Genomic DNA, 20,042 nt, shown 5'->3' with positions numbered 1-20,042 from the left:
CGATTCTCCTACTATCATAATCTATACATTAACTATACTCCTTATTGAAAATATTGGAAATGGGATTAAAGATGTTGTTCTTTAGAAAAAATCGATAGTTTAAATTAGTTATCATCGTTTTTTCACATACACTTATTTTGAATAAACCAAATGGAAATCCGACAATTTATTCGACAATCAATCTGTCCAATGAAACATAACCATCTGTTTTACTCATTTGATTGCTTGCATTTTTATACGTAATGACTCCTTTATAAAGTTGCTTTCCGGTTTCAAGATCGGTCACTATGAGGATAGCAGGCTGTGGATCCTGTCCTACTTTTTCTGGCGAAGTAAGTACATATGCCTTTCCATTTTTAATATTAAAAATGAATCTCTCCGCCAAATCCGATTGATCCAATTTTAAATTTATACTGTTCATTACTTTTTTTGTATGGGGATCAAATGCGGCCACTTTAATACCTTCTTTTGTTTCTAATGCAAAATAAATCATTTTATTGTCATAGTACGCCATTGCATTTAAATTGATATTTTCTTGCAGTTCTTTAGGAATATCTACTTTCTTTGCTTCATCTGTTTTCAAATTCACCCATATTAGCTCAGTGCCAACTGTTTTTTCCTGTTCTTCCGATCGTTTTGCGGTAACCTTGTAATAAAATGCGGAATCATTCGGTTGGGTCATGTCGGTTTCTTGGAGCATATAAATATTTGTGTAAAAGTTCTTATCTTCACCTGAAGTCAAAACGGTTTGATCATCTACCACTTTTTTACTGTCCAAATCGATAGTATAAACATGCAGCTCATTTCTTTCCGAATCAATTGCATAACCTGATGGATTGGCCGTCACATTCCTTGTCAGGATTTTCAGTTTGTTTCCTTGCATTTGAATATCTTCCACACTAACGAATAGATACCTATTTTTATTTGGAGGTTGGATCATATAAGAGGTTTCTGCTTTTGTGTCTTTTTCCAGCATGGAAATTTCAAATTTGAAATCCTCCGGACCCATACTGGAGTGTTTTACAATAATATTCGCATATAGTAGCAAATCCTCATCTTGATAGAACGAGTTCACTCCCGTTTTACCTCTCATAAATGAACGATATTCTTTCTCTAGCTGCTGATTTTCTCCATTACCAAATAATTGTTTATCGATTTTTCCAAGGATAGACATGGAACTATCATAGAACGATCCCTTGGAAGAAATCATTACGTGATCCATTAATCGTTCATTTTGATAATAACCTTGAATAACTACAGCATTAGCGGACTTTTCGCTGCCGCTCTGCTTCTTTAAGACGAACTCCGGGTTAGATGTGGCAGCTGACTTAATATAAAATGTTCCGAGGCATAGGAAAATGACCAATACAAATATGATAGATTTGAGGTATCGTTTCATTATTTTGTTCTCCTCACACAGTGATCTTTCTATTTAGTAAAAATTTACTTATCCAAATCGATATAAATGTAACTAGTAAACCCAATCCGATCTCAAGGAGCAAAAACTCTAATGGATAAAAGATGTTATTGCGTTCGAAAATAACCATGATGATTAGTGGGGACAAAAAAACGGCTCCTGCTAGAATGATATAAAAGATGCCTAGCACAATCCCTTTCCAGCGATAGCTTCTTTCAAATAGAATGGCAGTAAAGACAACAAGGATAGCGATGAAACCAATTCCATAGTATGCTAGAAATTCGCTAAAGGTATTTGGGATGATCATACTAATAAATGTACTAGCACGCGTGATCTCACTTATATTCATGACATAAATATAATCAGCAGGAACAATCCACTGAAACAGTCCGTTTTGTAAAGGCAGTAATACTAATTGAAACGCAATTAAACCAAGTACCATTATAAAAATGGCAGTCGCTTTGGCAAAAAATATGTTTAATCTCGATGTAGGCAGCATCAATAGACGGTATATAAACGTATTTTTACCAAACCAGTCACGATACCAGATGAGAAAAATATAAAAAATCATGGCACCAGCACAAACAGCGATTGGCCCCAGAAACCATAGGCTCTCGACAATGGATAAAAAGGAAATTTTCCCATTGTGACGTATGTATTCGGCCATTGACCATGATTGTTCATACATGACACGCCTTACATTATTTTTGTTATTCACCGAACTTATAAGCACTCCTGCGAATTGAGTAATGAACGTAATCAACAGCAGGGAAAGGTAAATTTTAACGAAACGATTGATTTCATAATTCACGAGTTTCATATAACGATTCATTTATTGGTACACCTCTCTCAATACATCGATTACCGATTTACCTTCCGTTAAACGAAGATCTTCCGTGTAAAATTCCTTCAAAACTTTGCCATTATCCAAAAGAACAGCTTTATCGATTAAATGTTCAATGTCATTAATCTCATGGGTAGTTATAATCACGCCTCTACCTTCCACTAGGTGACTGGAGAAAACCTCCGCTATCTGTTCCCTGCTGAAAATATCAATGCCGGAGAATGGCTCATCCATAAGCACATAATTTACATCGATGGCCAATCCTAAAAGCAAGTTTATTTTTGCGGTGTTGCCTTTTGATAATTCTGCAATCCGCATATCTTCTGTTAGTTTGAAAAATCGAAGCAGCTCCTCGGCGCGTTCCTGGTTCCAATTGGTATAGAAATCATCCATAAAAACACAAGCATCATGAATCGTCATTTGAGCCGGCATTGTGATCGCATCAGGAATAAATGTCAGTTTTTCATAGGTTCGTTTGTTCAAATGCTTATTATCTATTAATATTTGACCGCTATTAATGGGTGTAAGACCCATAATCGCTTTTAATGTGGTCGTTTTTCCTACGCCGTTGATTCCTATTAAACAAGTTATTTCCCCTTGGTTTGCCGTAAACGAAACACCATCCAAAACCTTTTTCCGCCCAAATTTTTTCGTAATATTTTGTATTTCTATCACTCTGAAGTCTCCTCCCTTAATGAATTTTGACCGCGATCATAGTTGTCTTTTATCAAGCTTAGCAGCTCGTCCAGAGGCACATTAATGGGCTTGATGGCATTTACAAACGTATCCACTGCTTCTAAAATAAGTTCTTCACGAACTGAATCTAAAATTGTTTTATTATTGGTGATGCGGCTGGGAAAATTACGTTCTGTATGAATCAACCCCTGTTCCTCCATTTCTTTATATGCCTTTTGTGCTGTATTGGGATTAATTTTAAGCATCGCAGCAAGCTCTCTCCTTGAAGGAATATCATGACCCGCTTCAAGTTTTCCAATCGCAATTTGCTCCTTAAAATACCGAACCACTTGCAAGTAGACGGGGTCCCGATTATTAAAGGTAACATTCATGAAAACATCTCCTACATTTCCTACATTTTTGGATGCACATATGGTATTTTTTAGTGTGTGTACTAATTGGTTCATACACTTTAAGTGTACTATACCCGTAATACACTCTTCCTGTCAATACCAATTCAGGTAATTTTCATCTGCAAAACAAAACGCTATTATCTTTTTAATTTGCTTGCCTGACTTCGAGGTAATACGCACTTGAATTTCAACCGGTTCAAAAAAAGACGTGTGAGCCAGTCACACGTCTTTTCATTGTTATTTTAAAAGCCAAGTCTTCATTCAGTAGGATCCGACTATTGCTAAACTTCCTTCGTCATAAAAACACTATTCGGGTCCTTAAGATAATCCGCAAACGGCTCACAGTAACGGAAGCCAAAATCAGCATACAGCTTTCTGGCTGGCACAAACGCATCCATCGAGCCTGTTTCCAAACTCAAATGCCGGTAGCCGCGCCGCTTCGCTTCATCCATTATGTGCTGAAGCATTGCTCTAGCAACACCTTTTCGTAAATGCTTGGAAGACGTTCGCATCGATTTAACCTCGCCATGCTGGGGATCCAATTCTTTCAGGGCCCCGCATCCAAGCAGCTCCTGATCTTCCCAGGCACTCCAAAACGTGATTTCCGGTCTGCGCAGTTTTTCCAGCCCCAGCGCATGAATACTCTCAGGCGGTGAATTCAATGTCATTCCATGTAGATGTTCCCTAATCAATTCCGCGATTTCAGGTCCTGTTAAATCATCTAGTTTTATTAACATAAAAGATCACCCCGCTTGCTAATTCCACCCCTAAACAGAATTAGTCTTCATAACCGTTCGGATTATTTTTCTGCCATCTCCAGGAATCCTCGCACATTTCCGCAATTCCCCTTGTCGCCGTCCAGCCAAGTTCATTTTTCGCCTTGAATGGATCGGCGAAGCAGACAGCGATGTCCCCCGGTCTGCGCTCGACAATTTTATATGGAATCGTTACATCGGCAGCCTTTTCAAACGCAGCGACAATTTCAAGTACACTATAGCCTGTACCTGTACCAAGATTATAAGCTTCCACACCCTTTGCAGGGAGAATCTTTTCAAGCGCTTTTAAATGACCGATTGCCAAATCGACGACATGAATATAATCGCGTACACCCGTGCCATCAACGGTTGGGTAATCATTGCCAAACACTTGTAACTGCGTTAATTTTCCAACCGCCACTTGGGTGATGAATGGCATTAAGTTATTCGGTATCCCATTTGGATCTTCGCCAATCCGGCCGCTCTCGTGTGCGCCGATCGGATTGAAATAGCGTAATAGCGCAATACTCCACTCCTGGTCAGAGACATATAAATCCCGCAAAATTTCCTCAATCATCAGCTTTGTCCGGCCATATGGGTTCGTGGCGCTTAGCGGGAAATCCTCTGAAATCGGCACTCGCTCTGGCATACCGTACACCGTGGCAGAGGAACTAAAGACTAAGTTTTTGACACCGTATCGATTCATTACTTCGCATAAGATCAGTGTTCCGGTGATATTATTATGATAATAATGAAGTGGAATCGATACCGATTCACCCACTGCTTTTAAACCCGCAAAATGAATCACTGCTTCAATCTGATTTTCCGCAAATACTTTTTCAAGGCCTGCCCGATCGAGCAAATCGACCTCATAAAAAGCGAAATCTTTTCCCGTGAGTTCTTTTACTCGTTGTAAGGATTCCGGTTTACTGTTGGAATAGTTATCGACCACGATAATTTCGTGTCCGGCATTTAACAATTCAATACAAGTATGGCTGCCGATATAACCGGCTCCTCCTGTTACTAATACTGCCATATATGATCACTCCTTTAATTAGGCTCTGTTGAACCACCAATATTCTCTCGCAAACTACATCTATATTACCAAAAATGATGTCAAAAAAATACAAAAAATGGGGAGCCTATGAAAAAGATCTTACTAATTGGACACAATAACATAAAACGTCTAATTAACAACAAGGTAAACTCTGTATAAAAGGGGGAAACAATGTCTTTTACCATTTATTCCACCATCAGCTTAATTGCCGCCATTTATTGTACGGTAAGACCCAAGATACTGAATACACTGGAACTGACGATGATTTTCCTGCTGGTTATGTATTTGGATAGCAATATCATGGACCTAGTGATGCTTAATTTTAAAGCAATTGAATTAGCTGATAAAACTTCGGCACACTTTACCTTTTATCTGACATTTATTGTTTTATATCCGTTAATCATTGCCTGCTGCATCGATCATTGCCGCAAGGTCCTGGCTAAGTGGCTAAAAATTCTCCTAATCCTCGCTGCGGTTGCCGCGATTGTGGGATTACAGAGTGGGTTAACCTATTTTAACGTGCTTACCTATAAGGACTGGAATTGGTCATATGATTTCGCCCTATGGCTTTGTATTTATATCATCACCCACTACCTTCATTTTCTTTTTCGAAAATTAGTCTTGAAGGAGTTGAATCACTAATGCTGCTGCCCGATCAGTTTGACCAAAACGAATGGTTTATTATTATATCCCTTCTCCTCACTTATTCATTGATCATCAAACTTCCGAAAAGATTTCCGCTAACGATCACATTGCTGATCCTCTTTTTCGGAATGGCCTATGTACAAGTCACTGACCATATTTTAGCAGGCTTAAGCTATAATACGTATGATATCAATGACTTCGGCAAATTTGAGCTGTTTGATTGGATTGGCTGGTTTATCTACCCGCCATTTGGTTATTTTTTTGTTTATTTTTTTGATAGGTGGCCGATTCACGGCCGTCGAATCTTTTGGTACATTCTAGGATGGTCATTCATTGCCATGCTGGTGGAATGGGTTAGTGTGAAATTTAACTTTTTTAAATATTATAATTGGAATTTTATCTACTCCTACCCCGTCTATTTACTTACCTTATGTATTTATCTTTTGTTTTTTCTTTTTATAAATTACAGGTTTAAAAAATTAAAAGCATTAAGGAAGCCGGTTAACTAGGCAAATCGGCTTGTTATTTTTTGGAAAGTGATTGAGACCTATAAAAAACACGAGTATAATAGTAAGATATTTGAGATTAGTTACCTATCATAGGAGGAATTATGAAACAGGAAGGTTCAAAATCGATCGCCCTGCCGCTGACGATTTCGATTATTGCGATTTCGTTTTCGGCTATTTTTGTGAAATGGTCAGACGCACCGGCCTCAATTCTCAGTATGTACCGGATGTGGTTTGCCAGTATTTTGATGCTGCCAATCGTTTGGAAAAAGCGTCATGAGTTTAAAAAAATTATGAAACGAGATTGGTATTTTTTATTTTTTTCCGGCCTCTTTTTAGCGTTTCACTTTGTTCTCTGGTTTGGTTCGCTAAAGTTGACGACGGTAGCCAGTTCCACCATTATCCTGGCGCTGCAGCCGATTGTTTCGTTAGCTGGGGGATTCTTTTTGTATAAGGAACGCACCACCCTTTCTGCCCTCCTGACCATGGGCATTGCGATCATAGGCGCAATGATGATTGGCTGGGGTGACTTGGCTTTAAGCAAGGGTGCGATTATGGGGGATATCCTCTCCTTTTTAAGTGTTATTTCCGTCGTGGGTTACTTGTTAATTGGTCAGTCAACGGTTAAAAAGGTCTCTCATTGGCTCTATAGTTTTTGCGTTTTTCTATCCGCAGCGATTGTATTGACCATCTATAATCTTTCCGCAGGTGTGGAAGTAACCGGATATCCTGCTAAAGAGTGGGGAATTTTTCTGTTACTTGCGTCTGTGCCAACCGTCAGTCATGTCATTAATAATTGGCTCTTAAACTATGTAAATGCAACAACCATATCTATGAGCATATTAGGAGAACCAGTCGGTGCTACGATTTTAGCTTTCTTCTTATTGAATGAAAACCTAGCAGGCTGGCAAATAGTCGGGGGTCTGCTCGTATTAGTTGGAGTCTTTTTATTTTTGACTAAGAAACAGGAAAAAAAAATAATCCCGAAAGTAGTCAAGGAAGGTTCCTATAATTAAATTGTTTGGTATTGAAAAGGACGCACCTAAGCGTCCTTTTTTTAAACGACAAGCTTTTCAATCCTTGTCCATCCCTTCTTAAACTCCTCAATGGTAACTCTTACTGCTAAATATGATCATTCACATTGCCAAATTATTTCCATAGCATTCAACTCAATTAAGATGATTAGATGAAGAGAGGCTGTCATGAGTTCATGACAGCCTCTTTCGGTTAAGTTATGCATCCTGAACAATTGGCTGGTCAATGACGTCAGTTACAGCCGAATTGGTGGAACTGATTCCACTAATGGTGATAACTTGTGCTCCTGTATTGCTAGCCCCTGCGCCCTGTGCGGTTTTGGCTGAGCTTTTTGGAGAAACAAACAGTGCGCCACCAAATTGCACAACCCCTCCGCTCACGGTATTAATACTGACAGGTGGAATGAATGACATAGTTGAACATTCCTTTTCAGTTGAATTTCCTAGTTTAATTTATGCCAGTATGATAACTTGTGTGTTAAATTTCCAAGAATCTTCCATTGTAAACTATTAATCTAATAACGTATTATTTTTTTGTGACTATGTATATTTTATGGACGGAGGAGAATGTTTGAAGAAAGTTTTAGTAAGTTTTCTTTCCTTTTTCTTACTAGTAAATCTTTTTATTACCGGTGCATCCGCAGATACCTTGGAACCCAAGATGCAGGTTAAATTGGTTAATTATATTGGAAATCAGCCACAATTAACCATAAAGCCCACAGGGGATTATCTTGTTCAAGACTCGAATATCCGGTTAACAAGCGGAAGGTCTTATCTTGTTAAATATGATAATAGTAAAATTTCACTAGTAGATGGTTCAACCTTACTTTTCCAAGCAGATTCATTAAATCTAGTACCTGCTGCGGAAACGAACTATTTAACGATTAACAACCGTGCCTATTTAGGTTCCTTTCACTTTATCCCGGAGAGTGCCAAATATGTTCGACCAATCAATGAGGTTTTTATGGAAGATTATTTAAAAGGTGTGGTGCCTTTTGAAATGATGGCCGGCTGGAATAAAGAAGCATTAAAATCTCAGGCGGTAGCAGCGAGAACTTATGCACTAACGTATTTAAATAAAGTGATTGATGACACCATTAATTATCAAGTTTACGGCGGTTATGCTTGGCAGCCAAACAGTACAGCAGCTGTAGATGAGACGAAGGGTGAAGTTTTAAAATCAAATGGCCGATTGATCAGTGCTGTTTTCTCTGCAAGTAATGGAGGGAAAACAGAGTCAAATTCAAATGTTTGGGGAACATCACCTGTCGCTTATTTGACGATCAAAACAGACGAGTTTGATGCTAAAACGCCTTGGAAGTTCTCTGTTAAAAAACAACAAATTGATCCTGCCATACGCGCTTGGGATCAAATGAAAGAATCTGATGCTTCTATCACATCGTCGATAAAAACCTGGATGCTATCACACGGATACGCAGGGAAAGACATTAAAATTACCGCTATTCCTGTCTTGTCCTTGACTACACCGACATCTGGCGGGCGTGTATCCAAAGGTAATATGACCGTTGAATTTTTAACTAAAGACAAAGTAGACCCAAGTGGTTTATTTACACCACAAAAATTAGAGTACAAAAATGTACCTGCTTCTCAAATTCGTGCTATGGTTGGTATTCGTACGATGTTAAGTTATTTAGTAACAAATATGACGGAAACAACCGAAACGATCACCGTTTCTGGTCTCGGTGATGGCCATGGTGTTGGGTTAAGCCAATGGGGTGCAAAAAACCGAGCAGATGCAGGCCAAAAATATAATGAAATCCTTGCGTTTTATTATGATGGCACAACATTATCGAAAGAATACACGGACAGACCGCAATCGGCCGTTCCAGTAAGTGTTGCAGCGACCCCTGCAGTAGCGGGAACTCCTGCAAGTGGTACTGTCACCCCACCGGTAGTGGAAACTCCTGCAAGTGGTACTGTCACCCCACCGGTAGTGGGAACTCCTGCAAATGGCACTGTGACCCTACCGGTAGCGGGAACCCCTGCAAGTAGTGCTGCGACCCCACCAGTTGCGGAAGCTCCTGCAAGTGGTGCTGCGACCCCACCGGTTGTGGAAACTCCAAAAACTGACACGATCGCACCAAAGATAAGCAGTGTGAACGTTAGTGTCGATAATGCAAAAAATAAAGCAACCATTTCTTTTAATACAGATGAAAAAGCCAAGATTTCTATTTATGTAAAAGATAGTAAAGGAAAGATTTTGACCTATTTAGCGCAAAACCTTTTAACTGAACGTGGGACAACTACCAAAGAATACAGTACCTCTAGTTTAGCAAATGGGAAATATTATGTTGGGATTATCGCGATTGATGGTTCCAATAATCAAGCTTCAACACTGCCATCTTTTGACGTGAAGAAGATCGTCCCAGTAAAAGATACAACTGCTCCAAAATTAACTGGCATAAAGGTTAGTGTCAACAACACCAGTAATACAGGCACACTCATTTTCAATTCAAATGAGACAGCGAAATTAACGGTATATGTGAAAGACAGCAAAGGAAAAATCCTTACTTATTTGAAAAAGGATGCCTTAACAAAAGCTGGCACATTAACTCTGCCATACAGCACCGCACCATATGCAAACGGAAAATATACAGTCGGAATCAATGCGGTAGATACAAGTAATAACAAATCTTCAGCTGCTGCTTCATTTGAAGTTAAAAAGCTGAAAACAGGTAAAGTGATCGTTTCCTTATTACATGTCCGTACATCCGCTTCGTCAAAAGCAAAAATTATTGGCGTCATAAAGAAAAACCAAACGGTTACCATTCTTTCAACAAGCGGCGGCTGGTATAGAATCAGTTATGGAAAGTTAACTGGCTATGTACCTAAAACAGCCGTTAAATAATAAAAAAGGTTGTATCCCTATCTCTAATTAGGGGATACAACCTTTTTTTATTTAATGATTTTCCTATTTCCTCTATTTATCCTCTTTTTGAATAAATATAGAATTAAAACCTTAAATAACTTCCTTGTCGGTGGAAAAAGCATTAAAAAGCCGATAAGGTCGGTAACAAACCCTGGTGTTAATAAAAAAGTTCCGCCGATTAAAATGCAAATCCCATCTAAAACCGCATCCCCCGGAAGCTGTCCGCGGCTTAGCTGTTCTTGAACCTTCCGAATCGTTTGCAGCCCTTCCCTTTTCGCTAAATAAGCGCCAAGGACGCCTGTTAAAATAATCAGCAGCAAGGTAGGCCAAAAGCCGATGGATTTCCCGAATAAAAGCAATAATCCAATATCCGCTGCCGGTATCGCAATGATTAATAAAAATAAATAACGCATCGAATGCTCCTTCCCAGTCTAACTGGAATCTTGAATTATCTTCTTGTAAATAATAGTACCAAAAATACGGGAGGGAAAAAACTATGGGGACTTGTGAACTTTGCGGACGACAAGAGGTAGAAACAACTACCCATCACTTACTCCCCAAAGAAATGGGCGGCACGTTCGGGGCAACCGCGAATCTTTGCATTCCCTGTCACAAACAAGTTCATGCCCTCTACAATAATGAGGAAATCGCCGCCCGGCTTACTACCATCCCCGAACTGAGAGCGGATGAAAAGCTTGCTAGTTTTATCAAATGGATCCGAAAACAGCCCCCTACGAAGATCATGAAAATCAAAAAGTCGAAAGAACGCAGACGAAAATAATTGCTAAAATCACTTTAATCGTTTACGATTAAATCGCACACGATTTATTTTATGAAATTGGGGGAATTAATATGACAACCGTTTATGATTTTAGTGTTGCGAAGACCAATGGGGAAATGAAATCATTGAAGGAATACGAGGGAAAACCGTTAATTATTGTCAATACGGCGAGTAAATGTGGGTTTACACCGCAGTTTAAGGGCCTTCAGGAACTCTATGAAAAATATAAAGATCAGGGTCTGATGGTGTTAGGGTTTCCCTGCGACCAATTCAACAATCAGGAATTTGCCAATATCGACGAAACCACTCAATTTTGCCAAGTGAACTACGGTGTAACCTTCCCGATGTTTGCCAAAATTGATGTGAACGGAGAAAAGGCAGATCCTTTATTTACTTTTTTAAAAGATCAGAAAAAAGGGCTTCTCTCAAGGAATATTAAGTGGAATTTCACGAAGTTCCTCGTCGATGCTAATGGACAGGTCGTCGAGCGCTATGCCTCAACGGTCGATCCACGCAGAATGGAGCAGGATGTCCAAAAATTATTTTCATAAAGGTGATCACTTGAAAGACTTTTTTACGTTAAAAAATCAACTCTGTTTCGCCATCTACGAAACGGCTAGTGAATTTACTAAACTGTATACGGCTGTACTTCAACCTTTCGGGTTAACCTACCCGCAGTATTTAGTCCTATTAGCCTTGTGGGAAAATGATGGTGTAACGGTTAAAGACTTAGGCGAGAGAGTGAATCTTGGGACCGGAACCTTAACGCCGATGATCGCAAGAATGGAGGCGAATGGCTGGCTTCGGAAGGAACGTTCTGCTGAGGATGAAAGAAAGGTGTTTATTTTTTTAGAAAAGAAGGCAATGGAGCAAAAGTCGGCCATTACCAAGAAAGTCAGTGAAAAGATTGAGACTTGTAATATTGAGATTAGCGAGTATGAGCAGCTCATGGAACAATTAAATCGATTACACGGCAAGCTGCGGCAACAAAAATCTTGATTTGTAAAAACTGGGCTTATGCCCGCCCATTCACTGGACATCTATCCTGCATACATTACAAGTAGTAAGAAGCTATTCTTGCTTCTGATTACAGAAAAAGGGAGATGTATGCGCATGTTTGGAGGACACGGCGGATTTCATGGAGGCTACCATGGCGGCTACCCTGGAGGATATCACCATCATCATGGATATTATCATGGGGGTTACCCTGGGTATGGATATGGCGGATATGGCGGCTACGGTGGTTTCGGTTCGCCATTTATTGGCGGATTCCTCGGCGGCTTAACAGCAGGGGCCCTAACTGGTGGCTATCCTGGCTATGGATATGGTTATGGTGGATACCCTTACTATTAAAAAAGATGAAAAGGCCCGGTTGGCAAATCAATACCAATACTAGCCAGCCAAGCTTATGTGATAATTTTACCGGGGGAAACTATACAGGGAAAATATCCCCTCATAGTTTCCCCCGGTATACAACAAGAGGGTATCCCAAAGTAATCTGGGATACCCTCTTCTCATTCGTTTAGTGAATTCCTGTATCATAAATACCAGTGGCCGCACCGACAATAAGTGCAAGGATAATGACAATGGCAGGATGCCATTTGAGTTTTTCCATGAGCAGATAGCTTCCTGCAATAAGGATGATTGTATAAATCACTCCGAGACTAATGATCGAGTCCTTTGCAAACTGAAAGGTCATGACTCCCAAAAGAACGGCAATAATGGGCCGTACAATAATGGAGATATTTTTCACTTGAGGCTTGTCTTTATACTTTAAAAGAACAGCCATTAAGACAAGCATTAAGATGATTGAAGGGGCAACCGCTGCAAATAACCCCACAAGACTTCCCAATACACCGCCCTCAGTATAGCCAATATACGCAGCCAGCTTTGTGGCAATCGGCCCCGGTAAGGAATTACCCACAGCGAGCACTTCACTAAATTCTTGTCTCGTCATCCAGTGATAGTGACCAACCACTTCATTCTCAACTAATGGAATGGAAGCGGGACCGCCGCCATAGCCTAAGATTCCAGAGATAAAAAAGGCATAAAATATCTTCCAATAAATCATTCTACGCCCTCCTTTTTCCAAACGGCAGGAATACAAAGATAATCAATACTAAAATAAGGATAGCGGGGTGAACGTTCAACCCTTCCATTAACAAAAGGGCACCAACCGTAATAATTAATCCTTTGACCCAGCCAAGAGTTTGGCCTGACTTTTTCAAAAAGTCCCATGTCATCGTTGCCAGCATAACGGCCACAACCGGAACAACAGAAGCGGACATATGCTGAACCCACGGGATGTCTTTAAATTTTTGAAGGAGCTGGAGTAAAAAAATCATCGCCAGCGCTGTTGGAACAAATGTTGCAAATAACCCTACAAGACAGCCTGCAATTCCGGAAATTCGATAGCCAATATACCCCGCCATTTTGGTGGCAATCGGTCCTGGCATTGTATTGGCAATCGCCAACGTATCAGAGAATTCCTCTTCACTCATCCATTTATATTTTTTAACCGTTTCTTGGTGGACCAATGGAATGGCAGAAGGACCTCCGCCAAAGCCTAAGATTCCAACGCGAAAGAAAGCGGCCCATATATCCCAATTTGTTCTCCAAACTGTGCGTGGTTTTGGAGAACCAGCTGGAGCCGGTCTTTCCTTTACAGCTGCATTTACCAAGCTGCTATAGCTCCGTCCGTACGTGATTCCGTTCCGCCCTGCAGGACTCCAGTTTCAGGATTTCTCCAGATGATTTGACCACGCCCAAAACTTCCCCCATCTGGAGTCACATGTACTTCATGACCTTTCCGAGCAAGAGCTTGAACCAAGTAATTAGGGAATTCCGGTTCAACATGCACAGATTTTCCTTTTATCCACTGCCATCTAGGCATGTCTAAAGCAGCCTGCGGGTTTAATAAATAATCGACCGTATTAGTGACAACCTGGAAATGTCCTTGTGGCTGCATATAGCCGCCCATGACGCCAAAAGGTCCAACAGCCTGGCCATCCTTCGTTAAAAAGCCCGGAATAATGGTGTGATACGTTCTCTTTCCTGGTTTTAATACATTGGGATGGGATTCATCTAAAGAGAAATCATGGCCGCGATTTTGCAAGGCAATACCTGTTCCGGGAATGACTATGCCTGAACCGAATCCCATGTAATTACTTTGAATATATGAAATCATATTCCCTTCTTCGTCCGCTGCTGCTAAATAGACAGTTCCACCCTTTGGCAATTCGTATGGTTTAGGATCCGTTGCTTCTCCAATAATGGTTTTGCTGCGTTTTTCAGCATAAGCACTGGATAACAATTCTTCAGCCGAGATTGGCATTTCTTCCGGCTCTGTAATAAACGCCTGGCCATCCGTAAATGCAAGCTTCATCGATTCAATCTGCTGGTGCAGAGTTTCAGCACTTTGCCAAGCTGGTGGTGACAATTTTTCAAAAATATTCAAGGCCATCAGAGCGACCATGCCTTGTCCATTTGGCGGAATCTCCCACACGTCATATCCTCTGTAATTGGTTGAAATAGGTGTAACCCATTCAGGCTGATAGCTGTTTAAGTCACTTTTTGAAAGAAACCCGTTATGCTGCTTCATAAAATCATCGATTTTGTCTGCCAGTTCACCTTCGTAAAAGGAACGGGCATTCGTTTCGCCAATTGACTTTAAGGTAGAGGCATGGCCCGGTGACTTCCAAACCTCGCCAATCTCAGGTGCCCTGCCATCTGGGGCAAATGTTTCAAACCAAGCTTCGAATTCTTCTGTTGTAAAATTCTCTTTAAATTTGTTGTAGGCTAACTTCCAATACTTACCCAAGATTGGTGTAAGCGGATAGCCTTCTTCTGCATAACGGATCGCCGGTTTTAACGTTTCCGCCAATGATAAACGGCCAAAACGCTTCGATAATGCCGCCCATGCTGCAGGAACACCAGGAACCGTAACAGGAACTGTGCCGTGAACCGGCATTTTCGAGTGACCCAGTTTTTTGAGTGCTTCAACCGAAATCGACTGCGGCGCCGGACCAGATGCGTTTAAACCATGCAATTGATCCTTCACCCAAACCAAAGCGAAGGCATCTCCGCCAATTCCGTTCGATGTTGGTTCTACAACAGTTAAAGCCGCGGCGGTTGCAATCGCTGCGTCAATAGCATTTCCGCCCTTTTGAAGAATCTCTAATCCTGCTTGCGCAGCTAACGGCTGTGATGTAGCAACCATTCCTTTTTTAGCAAAAACGGTATGACGTTTTGACGCACAGGGGTGGAATAAATAATCCATACAAACTCTCCTCTTTCCCTAGTAAAATCACGGAAAACAACCGTGTAATTTCATGGATGTATAAATAAATCCTATTATTCATTTCACAAAAATTGAATCATAACTCCACGAGCATAAGTCATCAATCTCTGAGAAAATATCGCTCTCTTAACCTTAAAAGTAAGATTCCCCCTACAAAGTAGGAGGATTTTTATGGAGGTAAGAAAGTTTAAAAGTGTTCGACTTTGAGAATTGTCCAGCTACAGCGCCTTTCTTACACAATCGGTTGTCCAGCAAAATGACAAGCAGCAAAATGATTCGGTTTATATTCCACCCAGGATGGCTTCTCCGCACTGCACTTTTCTGTTGCAATCGGACATCTTGTATGGAAAGGACAGCCGCTAGGCGGATTGGCAGGGTTCGGTAAATCCCCTTGAAGCCGAACTCTTTTATGGTTGGCCCGGACAGTCGGGCGCGGGATTGCCGATAGCAAGGCTTGTGTGTAAGGGTGTAACGGTGCATCAAACAAGTCTTTGACCGTTCCAAGTTCAACCGTATTACCCAAATACATAACCAAAACCCGGTCGCAGAAATAGCGGACAACACCTAAATCATGTGAGATAAATAGATAAGATAGTTGATATTTTTGTTGTAACGACTTGAGCAGCTTCAAAACCTGTGCCTGAACCGATACATCCAGTGCTGAAACAGCTTCGTCACAAATCACAAAAGAAGGATTTAGTGCAATCGCACGTGCAATACCAATACGTTGACGCTGCCCGCCGCTGAACTCATGAGGGTATTTTTCAAAGTGTTCCTCTTTTAAGCCTACTTCTTCTAATAGATTAATAACCGCTTGCCGCTTCTCTTTTGCTGACATGTCCGTATGCATCGTGAAGACTTCTTCTAATGCATGACCGATCCGCTGACGAGGATTTAGACTGGCAAACGGATCCTGGAAGATCATTTGCATTTGCTTCACAAATTTCAATTTTTCTTTTCTTTTTAAATCTTGTATTTCTTTATCTTGGAAAAAGATTTGTCCCTCGGTTAATTCCTCTAGGCCTAAAATCGCTCTTCCTAATGTAGATTTCCCGCATCCTGATTCTCCAACAACGCCTAAGCTTTCGCCTTCGAACAATTGTAAGGACACATTCTCAACCGCTTTAACATCGGCTTGCTTTCGCTGCAGAATCCCGCCTTTGATAGGAAAGTACTTCTTAATGCCTTTTAACTCTAGGAGCACCTTTGGCTCTTTCACTTCAGTAGAAGATGTTTGTTCAGTTAAAACCGCCATCAGTTACTCCCCTCCATCTCTAACCAGCAGCTTACTTTATGCGTATCAGATACAGAAAAAACAGCAGGCTCTTTACTTCTGCAAAGATCAGTAGCAAACTTACATCGCGCATGGAAACGGCATCCCGTAATGTGTTCGTTTAAGCTTGGCAGTGAGCCTGGAATCGGTTCTAATTCAAATTCAGGGTCGTCTACATTCGGTACCGAGTTAAGCAGTCCGATTGTATAAGGATGTTTGGGATTCTCGAATATTTCATCGACATTACCCTCTTCTACCTTTTTGCCTGCGTACATGACCATCACTCGGTCTGCGACTTCGGCAACGACACCCATATCATGGGTAATCATCATGACACCCATATTATATTTCTTTTTTAAATCATTGATTAAGTCTAAGATTTGAGCCTGAATCGTTACATCCAATGCGGTAGTAGGTTCATCTGCAATCAGTAATCCAGGGTTACACGAAAGCGCAATGGCAATCATCACACGCTGTCTCATACCGCCGCTTAACTCATGAGGATATTGATTCATCCTTTTTTCCGGATAAGGAATGCCGACTTGCTTAAGCAGTTCAATCCCTTGTTTAGTAGCTTCGCTTTTTGATAGATTATGATGCAGCATTAACGGCTCTCTTAACTGGTACCCAATTGTTAACACCGGATTTAATGCTGTCATTGGCTCTTGGAATATCATAGAAATCTTATTTCCACGTATTTGCCGCATTTTTTCAGCAGGCAACTCATGAATAGGGTTCCCTTCATATAGGATTTCCCCACTTGTAATTCTCCCATTGCTAGGTAATAGACCAATAACCGAGAGAGAGGTAATACTCTTACCACAACCCGATTCACCAACAATACATAGTGTTTCCCCTTTTTTAAGTGAAAAGGAGACATCACGCACAGCAGGCAATTGCCCGTCTGCTGTGCGAAACTCAGTCACAATGTTTTTGACCTCAAGTAATGTCTCTCCCATAATTTTTAACCTACTTTCTAGTTATTTCAGCTACTTCCCATTTTCCGTTCGGATAAAGCGTTAGACCTGTAAATTCATTGTTAAGAGCAGATGTCACTACATCATGGTACATAATCACCACATCATTATTCTTCAACATTAATTTATTTGCTTGATCCAAGTAGTCTTCACGTGCTTTTTGATCCGTTGTAGTTCTTGAAGAATCAATCAGTTTATCTAGTGCTGGATCCTTTAGTTGAAGGAAGTTTGAATTCCCTGCGTTATCACTATGGAAGTTAGGATATAGTAATTCGGATCCGTCCCCCGTCACATTGGACCAGCTTAAGAAAGAGATGTCATATTTTCCGGAACGTGCTGTATCTAAGAATGCCGCCCATTCCATTGTTTCGATTTGAACCTTAAACCCTGCTTCTGCTAATTGGGCTTGTACAACTTCCGCCATTAGCACATAGTTTCCTCTATTAGCCGTTAATAACTTGATTGGTTTTTTATCATAGCCATTTTTCTTCACTAATTCTTTTGCTTTTTCAAGATTGTACGCAGTTCCTGCTTTATCTGCAGAATCTTTATGACCGAAAACCTGTGGTCCAATTACGCTGTCACTTCTAACGCCCAAACCATTTAATTTTTTCACAAACGCATCACGGTCAATGGCACTTGCGACTGCTTCTCTAAATTCAGGATCTTGGAATTCTGGTTTTGAAAAGTTAAAGGTTAAAAAGTATTCAGGTGTACCTTGGATTTTATCAACCTTTACATTTTTCAAGCCTTCAATTCTCTTAATCTGCTCCGTTGGAAGGTGGTCAATAAATTGAACCTCTCCCGCTTGCAACATCGAAATGGCTGTTGATATTTCTGGAACGACTTTAAAAACTAATTTCTTAATAGCTGGCGCACCATCACGATAATCAGGGTTAGCCTCTAATACTACTTGGTCACCAGGTGTCCAGCTCACGAATTTGAATGGACCTGTACCGACTGGCTGTTTCATTAAGTCTTGCTTCTTGTCGGCTGTAGGACTTACAATTGCTGCATTGGAGTGGCAAAGTGCTGCAAGGAATGGTCCATATGGATATTTCGTTTTGATTTCCACTGTATAGTCATCCACTACATTGATGGTATCCACTGACGCCATCAAAGATGCGCGTGGTGCAGCTGTTTTAGGGTCGCGTAATTTGTCAAACGTGTATTTTACAGATTCGGCGTTAAAATCTGTACCATCTTGGAACTTAATTCCTTTTTTCAGTTTAATTACCCATGTTTTGTCATCTGGATTTTCATAGGAATCAGCCAATAATGGTTTAATTTCATTTGTTTTAGGGTCGCGCTTGAACAATGTTTCATATACTTCATCCGTAACGTTTGCTGATGCGGAGTCGTTTGTCATAATCGGTGATAATCCGACTGCATCTGTAAGGGATGCATAGGTGAATGTATCTATCGCCTTAGATCCACCTGAACTTGCATTCCCGCTTGATTTTGAAGAAGAACCTCCTCCACAAGCAGCCAGTAATAACATTGATATAATGGTGATAAGTGCTAACCAATTCTTTTTCAATTTACTTCCCCCTGTTTGATGTTAATTTATTGAATATTCATATTAGGATCGATGGCATCTCGTAAACCATCACCTACTACATTAAAAGCAAATACTGTTAACATAATGGCAATACCTGGGACAATGGTTAAGTGAGGTGAGGTCCACATAAAGGCTTGTCCCTGCGAAATCATTGCTCCCCATTCAGGTGTTGGCGGCTGGGCCCCCAAACCTAAGTAACTTAATGAGGCCGTTGACAGAATGGCCGTTGCCATCCGCATCGTGGCAAAGACAATTATCGGTGCAAAACAGTTTGGTAAAATATGCTTGACCATGATTCTTACATCAGATGCCCCAAGTGATTTCATGGCCATGATATATTCCTTCTCTTTAATAGAAAGAACAGATCCCCTGACAATCCTTGCGCAGGATGGGATCGACCAAATACTAATGGCAATTGCGACATTGACAAGGCTCGTTCCTAAGATGGCAATAATCAGCATCGCGAGCAAAATTCCCGGAAAAGAGAAAAGCAAATCTACAATTCTCATAATCACGCCATCTAGCTTTTTATAGTAGCCTCCAAGCAGGCCTAGGGTAACTCCTCCAAGCAGCCCTAGGGCTACGGCGACAAATCCAACTACTAAGGAGATACGTGCCCCGAACACGAGTCGGCTCCAAACATCGCGTCCATAATTATCGGTTCCGAGCCAATGATTATCACTAAACATCGGAAGTTCACTGGCATTTAAGTTTTGCTTAACAGGATCATGGAAGGTAATCACCGGGGCAAAGATTGCCATAGCAATTTGCAAAACGATAATCAATAAGCCCGCTACCGCAAGTTTATTTTTCAATAATCGCTTAAATGTAACGATAAAGGATATTTCTTTTTTCTTGGCCGGTTTATGATTGGCACCTATTGCTGTAACCACTTCTGCCATGGTCATCCTCCC

General features: G+C 40.8%; 23 protein-coding genes. 8 read left to right on the top strand and 15 right to left on the bottom strand.

Annotation, left to right across the window (positions count from 1 at the left end; translation table 11 throughout):
* Nucleotides 1-166: 166 nt before the first annotated feature.
* The 6 genes from ACZ9EE_RS19430 to galE form a co-directional block, all read right to left on the bottom strand.
* A complete protein-coding gene (locus tag ACZ9EE_RS19430; RefSeq protein ID WP_476029659.1) occupies nucleotides 167-1,399 on the bottom strand; it encodes a hypothetical protein in 1,233 nt (410 codons plus the stop codon).
* 13 nt (nucleotides 1,400-1,412) lie between these two features.
* Nucleotides 1,413-2,249 (bottom strand): hypothetical protein, encoded by an 837-nt coding sequence (locus tag ACZ9EE_RS19425; RefSeq protein ID WP_476029657.1) that lies wholly within the window; start codon nucleotides 2,247-2,249, stop codon nucleotides 1,413-1,415.
* A complete protein-coding gene (locus ACZ9EE_RS19420) occupies nucleotides 2,250-2,936 on the bottom strand; it encodes an ABC transporter ATP-binding protein (RefSeq protein ID WP_476029655.1) in 687 nt (228 codons plus the stop codon).
* Nucleotides 2,933-3,328, bottom strand: coding sequence for a GntR family transcriptional regulator (locus ACZ9EE_RS19415; RefSeq protein WP_476029653.1), 396 nt, complete (start codon nucleotides 3,326-3,328; stop codon nucleotides 2,933-2,935). Before ACZ9EE_RS19415 ends, ACZ9EE_RS19420 begins: the two co-directional genes overlap by 4 nt.
* 302 nt (nucleotides 3,329-3,630) lie before the next feature.
* The gene (locus tag ACZ9EE_RS19410; RefSeq protein WP_476029651.1) at nucleotides 3,631-4,086 is read right to left on the bottom strand and encodes a GNAT family N-acetyltransferase; all 456 of its coding nucleotides are present in this window, start codon (nucleotides 4,084-4,086) and stop codon (nucleotides 3,631-3,633) included.
* A 40-nt stretch (nucleotides 4,087-4,126) separates the two neighbouring features.
* Nucleotides 4,127-5,140 (bottom strand): UDP-glucose 4-epimerase GalE, encoded by a 1,014-nt coding sequence (gene galE / locus ACZ9EE_RS19405; protein WP_476029649.1) that lies wholly within the window; start codon nucleotides 5,138-5,140, stop codon nucleotides 4,127-4,129.
* 192 nt (nucleotides 5,141-5,332) lie between these two features.
* Between galE and ACZ9EE_RS19400 the strand changes: the two genes are divergently transcribed.
* From ACZ9EE_RS19400 to ACZ9EE_RS19390, 3 genes are all read left to right on the top strand, one after another.
* On the top strand, nucleotides 5,333-5,803 hold the full coding sequence (locus ACZ9EE_RS19400; protein WP_476029647.1) for a hypothetical protein: 471 nt from the start codon (nucleotides 5,333-5,335) through the stop codon (nucleotides 5,801-5,803).
* A complete protein-coding gene (locus tag ACZ9EE_RS19395) occupies nucleotides 5,803-6,315 on the top strand; it encodes a hypothetical protein (protein ID WP_476029645.1) in 513 nt (170 codons plus the stop codon). Before ACZ9EE_RS19400 ends, ACZ9EE_RS19395 begins: the two co-directional genes overlap by 1 nt.
* Nucleotides 6,316-6,416: 101 nt before the next feature.
* Nucleotides 6,417-7,328 carry a DMT family transporter gene (locus tag ACZ9EE_RS19390; protein ID WP_476029643.1) on the top strand — a complete coding sequence of 304 codons (912 nt, stop codon included), beginning with the start codon at nucleotides 6,417-6,419 and terminating at the stop codon, nucleotides 7,326-7,328.
* A 216-nt stretch (nucleotides 7,329-7,544) separates the two neighbouring features.
* On the opposite strand, the gene ACZ9EE_RS19385 is transcribed toward ACZ9EE_RS19390, so the two are convergent.
* Nucleotides 7,545-7,760, bottom strand: a complete 216-nt coding sequence (locus tag ACZ9EE_RS19385; RefSeq protein WP_476029641.1) for a spore germination protein — start codon at nucleotides 7,758-7,760, stop codon at nucleotides 7,545-7,547.
* Between the two features lie 157 nt (nucleotides 7,761-7,917).
* Between ACZ9EE_RS19385 and ACZ9EE_RS19380 the strand changes: the two genes are divergently transcribed.
* Nucleotides 7,918-10,215 (top strand): SpoIID/LytB domain-containing protein, encoded by a 2,298-nt coding sequence (locus tag ACZ9EE_RS19380; protein ID WP_476029639.1) that lies wholly within the window; start codon nucleotides 7,918-7,920, stop codon nucleotides 10,213-10,215.
* 47 nt (nucleotides 10,216-10,262) lie between these two features.
* Here ACZ9EE_RS19380 and ACZ9EE_RS19375 read toward each other — a convergent pair whose 3' ends face one another.
* Nucleotides 10,263-10,649, bottom strand: coding sequence for an FxsA family protein (locus ACZ9EE_RS19375; protein ID WP_476029637.1), 387 nt, complete (start codon nucleotides 10,647-10,649; stop codon nucleotides 10,263-10,265).
* Between the two features lie 83 nt (nucleotides 10,650-10,732).
* Between ACZ9EE_RS19375 and ACZ9EE_RS19370 the strand changes: the two genes are divergently transcribed.
* From ACZ9EE_RS19370 to ACZ9EE_RS19355, 4 genes are all read left to right on the top strand, one after another.
* The gene (locus ACZ9EE_RS19370; protein ID WP_476029635.1) at nucleotides 10,733-11,017 is read left to right on the top strand and encodes an HNH endonuclease; all 285 of its coding nucleotides are present in this window, start codon (nucleotides 10,733-10,735) and stop codon (nucleotides 11,015-11,017) included.
* Nucleotides 11,018-11,088: 71 nt separating this feature from the next.
* Complete coding sequence (locus ACZ9EE_RS19365) at nucleotides 11,089-11,568, top strand: glutathione peroxidase (RefSeq protein WP_476029633.1); 480 nt, start codon at nucleotides 11,089-11,091, stop codon at nucleotides 11,566-11,568.
* Nucleotides 11,546-12,016, top strand: coding sequence for a MarR family winged helix-turn-helix transcriptional regulator (locus ACZ9EE_RS19360; RefSeq protein ID WP_476029631.1), 471 nt, complete (start codon nucleotides 11,546-11,548; stop codon nucleotides 12,014-12,016). Before ACZ9EE_RS19365 ends, ACZ9EE_RS19360 begins: the two co-directional genes overlap by 23 nt.
* 114 nt (nucleotides 12,017-12,130) lie before the next feature.
* On the top strand, nucleotides 12,131-12,370 hold the full coding sequence (locus ACZ9EE_RS19355; RefSeq protein WP_476029629.1) for a hypothetical protein: 240 nt from the start codon (nucleotides 12,131-12,133) through the stop codon (nucleotides 12,368-12,370).
* Between the two features lie 169 nt (nucleotides 12,371-12,539).
* Here the strand turns inward: ACZ9EE_RS19355 and ACZ9EE_RS19350 are convergent, their stop codons facing one another.
* From ACZ9EE_RS19350 to ACZ9EE_RS19320, 7 genes are all read right to left on the bottom strand, one after another.
* The gene (locus tag ACZ9EE_RS19350; protein ID WP_476029627.1) at nucleotides 12,540-13,088 is read right to left on the bottom strand and encodes a chromate transporter; all 549 of its coding nucleotides are present in this window, start codon (nucleotides 13,086-13,088) and stop codon (nucleotides 12,540-12,542) included.
* 1 nt (nucleotide 13,089) lies between these two features.
* Entirely contained in the window at nucleotides 13,090-13,617 is a 528-nt protein-coding gene (locus ACZ9EE_RS19345) for a chromate transporter (RefSeq protein WP_476033014.1), read from the bottom strand.
* Nucleotides 13,618-13,691: 74 nt separating this feature from the next.
* Nucleotides 13,692-15,296 carry a gamma-glutamyltransferase family protein gene (locus ACZ9EE_RS19340; RefSeq protein ID WP_476029625.1) on the bottom strand — a complete coding sequence of 535 codons (1,605 nt, stop codon included), beginning with the start codon at nucleotides 15,294-15,296 and terminating at the stop codon, nucleotides 13,692-13,694.
* Between the two features lie 253 nt (nucleotides 15,297-15,549).
* The gene (locus ACZ9EE_RS19335) at nucleotides 15,550-16,572 is read right to left on the bottom strand and encodes an ABC transporter ATP-binding protein (RefSeq protein ID WP_476029623.1); all 1,023 of its coding nucleotides are present in this window, start codon (nucleotides 16,570-16,572) and stop codon (nucleotides 15,550-15,552) included.
* Entirely contained in the window at nucleotides 16,572-17,549 is a 978-nt protein-coding gene (locus ACZ9EE_RS19330; RefSeq protein ID WP_476029621.1) for an ABC transporter ATP-binding protein, read from the bottom strand. Before ACZ9EE_RS19330 ends, ACZ9EE_RS19335 begins: the two co-directional genes overlap by 1 nt.
* Before the next feature lie 10 nt (nucleotides 17,550-17,559).
* On the bottom strand, nucleotides 17,560-19,107 hold the full coding sequence (locus ACZ9EE_RS19325; RefSeq protein ID WP_476029619.1) for an ABC transporter substrate-binding protein: 1,548 nt from the start codon (nucleotides 19,105-19,107) through the stop codon (nucleotides 17,560-17,562).
* Between the two features lie 26 nt (nucleotides 19,108-19,133).
* On the bottom strand, nucleotides 19,134-20,030 hold the full coding sequence (locus tag ACZ9EE_RS19320) for an ABC transporter permease (protein ID WP_476029617.1): 897 nt from the start codon (nucleotides 20,028-20,030) through the stop codon (nucleotides 19,134-19,136).
* Between the last annotated feature and the right edge of the window lie 12 nt (nucleotides 20,031-20,042).

The organism is Bacillus sp. URHA0034 (assembly GCF_056280405.1).
This window is presented reverse-complemented; position numbering and strand designations above follow the sequence as displayed.

Excerpts from the sequence above, each read along its gene's own strand:
- ACZ9EE_RS19335 (WP_476029623.1), bottom strand. The coding sequence starts at position 16,572 with ATGGCGGTTTTAACTGAACAAACATCTTCTACTGAAGTGAAAGAGCCA.
- ACZ9EE_RS19330 (WP_476029621.1), bottom strand. The coding sequence starts at position 17,549 with ATGGGAGAGACATTACTTGAGGTCAAAAACATTGTGACTGAGTTTCGC.
- galE (WP_476029649.1), bottom strand. The coding sequence starts at position 5,140 with ATGGCAGTATTAGTAACAGGAGGAGCCGGTTATATCGGCAGCCATACT.
- ACZ9EE_RS19425 (WP_476029657.1), bottom strand. The coding sequence starts at position 2,249 with ATGAATCGTTATATGAAACTCGTGAATTATGAAATCAATCGTTTCGTT.
- ACZ9EE_RS19415 (WP_476029653.1), bottom strand. The coding sequence starts at position 3,328 with ATGAATGTTACCTTTAATAATCGGGACCCCGTCTACTTGCAAGTGGTT.
- ACZ9EE_RS19365 (WP_476029633.1), top strand. The coding sequence starts at position 11,089 with ATGACAACCGTTTATGATTTTAGTGTTGCGAAGACCAATGGGGAAATG.
- ACZ9EE_RS19355 (WP_476029629.1), top strand. The coding sequence starts at position 12,131 with ATGTTTGGAGGACACGGCGGATTTCATGGAGGCTACCATGGCGGCTAC.
- ACZ9EE_RS19375 (WP_476029637.1), bottom strand. The coding sequence starts at position 10,649 with ATGCGTTATTTATTTTTATTAATCATTGCGATACCGGCAGCGGATATT.
- ACZ9EE_RS19370 (WP_476029635.1), top strand. The coding sequence starts at position 10,733 with ATGGGGACTTGTGAACTTTGCGGACGACAAGAGGTAGAAACAACTACC.
- ACZ9EE_RS19400 (WP_476029647.1), top strand. The coding sequence starts at position 5,333 with ATGTCTTTTACCATTTATTCCACCATCAGCTTAATTGCCGCCATTTAT.
- ACZ9EE_RS19395 (WP_476029645.1), top strand. The coding sequence starts at position 5,803 with ATGCTGCTGCCCGATCAGTTTGACCAAAACGAATGGTTTATTATTATA.
- ACZ9EE_RS19360 (WP_476029631.1), top strand. The coding sequence starts at position 11,546 with ATGTCCAAAAATTATTTTCATAAAGGTGATCACTTGAAAGACTTTTTT.
- ACZ9EE_RS19430 (WP_476029659.1), bottom strand. The coding sequence starts at position 1,399 with ATGAAACGATACCTCAAATCTATCATATTTGTATTGGTCATTTTCCTA.
- ACZ9EE_RS19385 (WP_476029641.1), bottom strand. The coding sequence starts at position 7,760 with ATGTCATTCATTCCACCTGTCAGTATTAATACCGTGAGCGGAGGGGTT.
- ACZ9EE_RS19320 (WP_476029617.1), bottom strand. The coding sequence starts at position 20,030 with ATGGCAGAAGTGGTTACAGCAATAGGTGCCAATCATAAACCGGCCAAG.
- ACZ9EE_RS19410 (WP_476029651.1), bottom strand. The coding sequence starts at position 4,086 with ATGTTAATAAAACTAGATGATTTAACAGGACCTGAAATCGCGGAATTG.
- ACZ9EE_RS19340 (WP_476029625.1), bottom strand. The coding sequence starts at position 15,296 with ATGGATTATTTATTCCACCCCTGTGCGTCAAAACGTCATACCGTTTTT.
- ACZ9EE_RS19390 (WP_476029643.1), top strand. The coding sequence starts at position 6,417 with ATGAAACAGGAAGGTTCAAAATCGATCGCCCTGCCGCTGACGATTTCG.
- ACZ9EE_RS19350 (WP_476029627.1), bottom strand. The coding sequence starts at position 13,088 with ATGATTTATTGGAAGATATTTTATGCCTTTTTTATCTCTGGAATCTTA.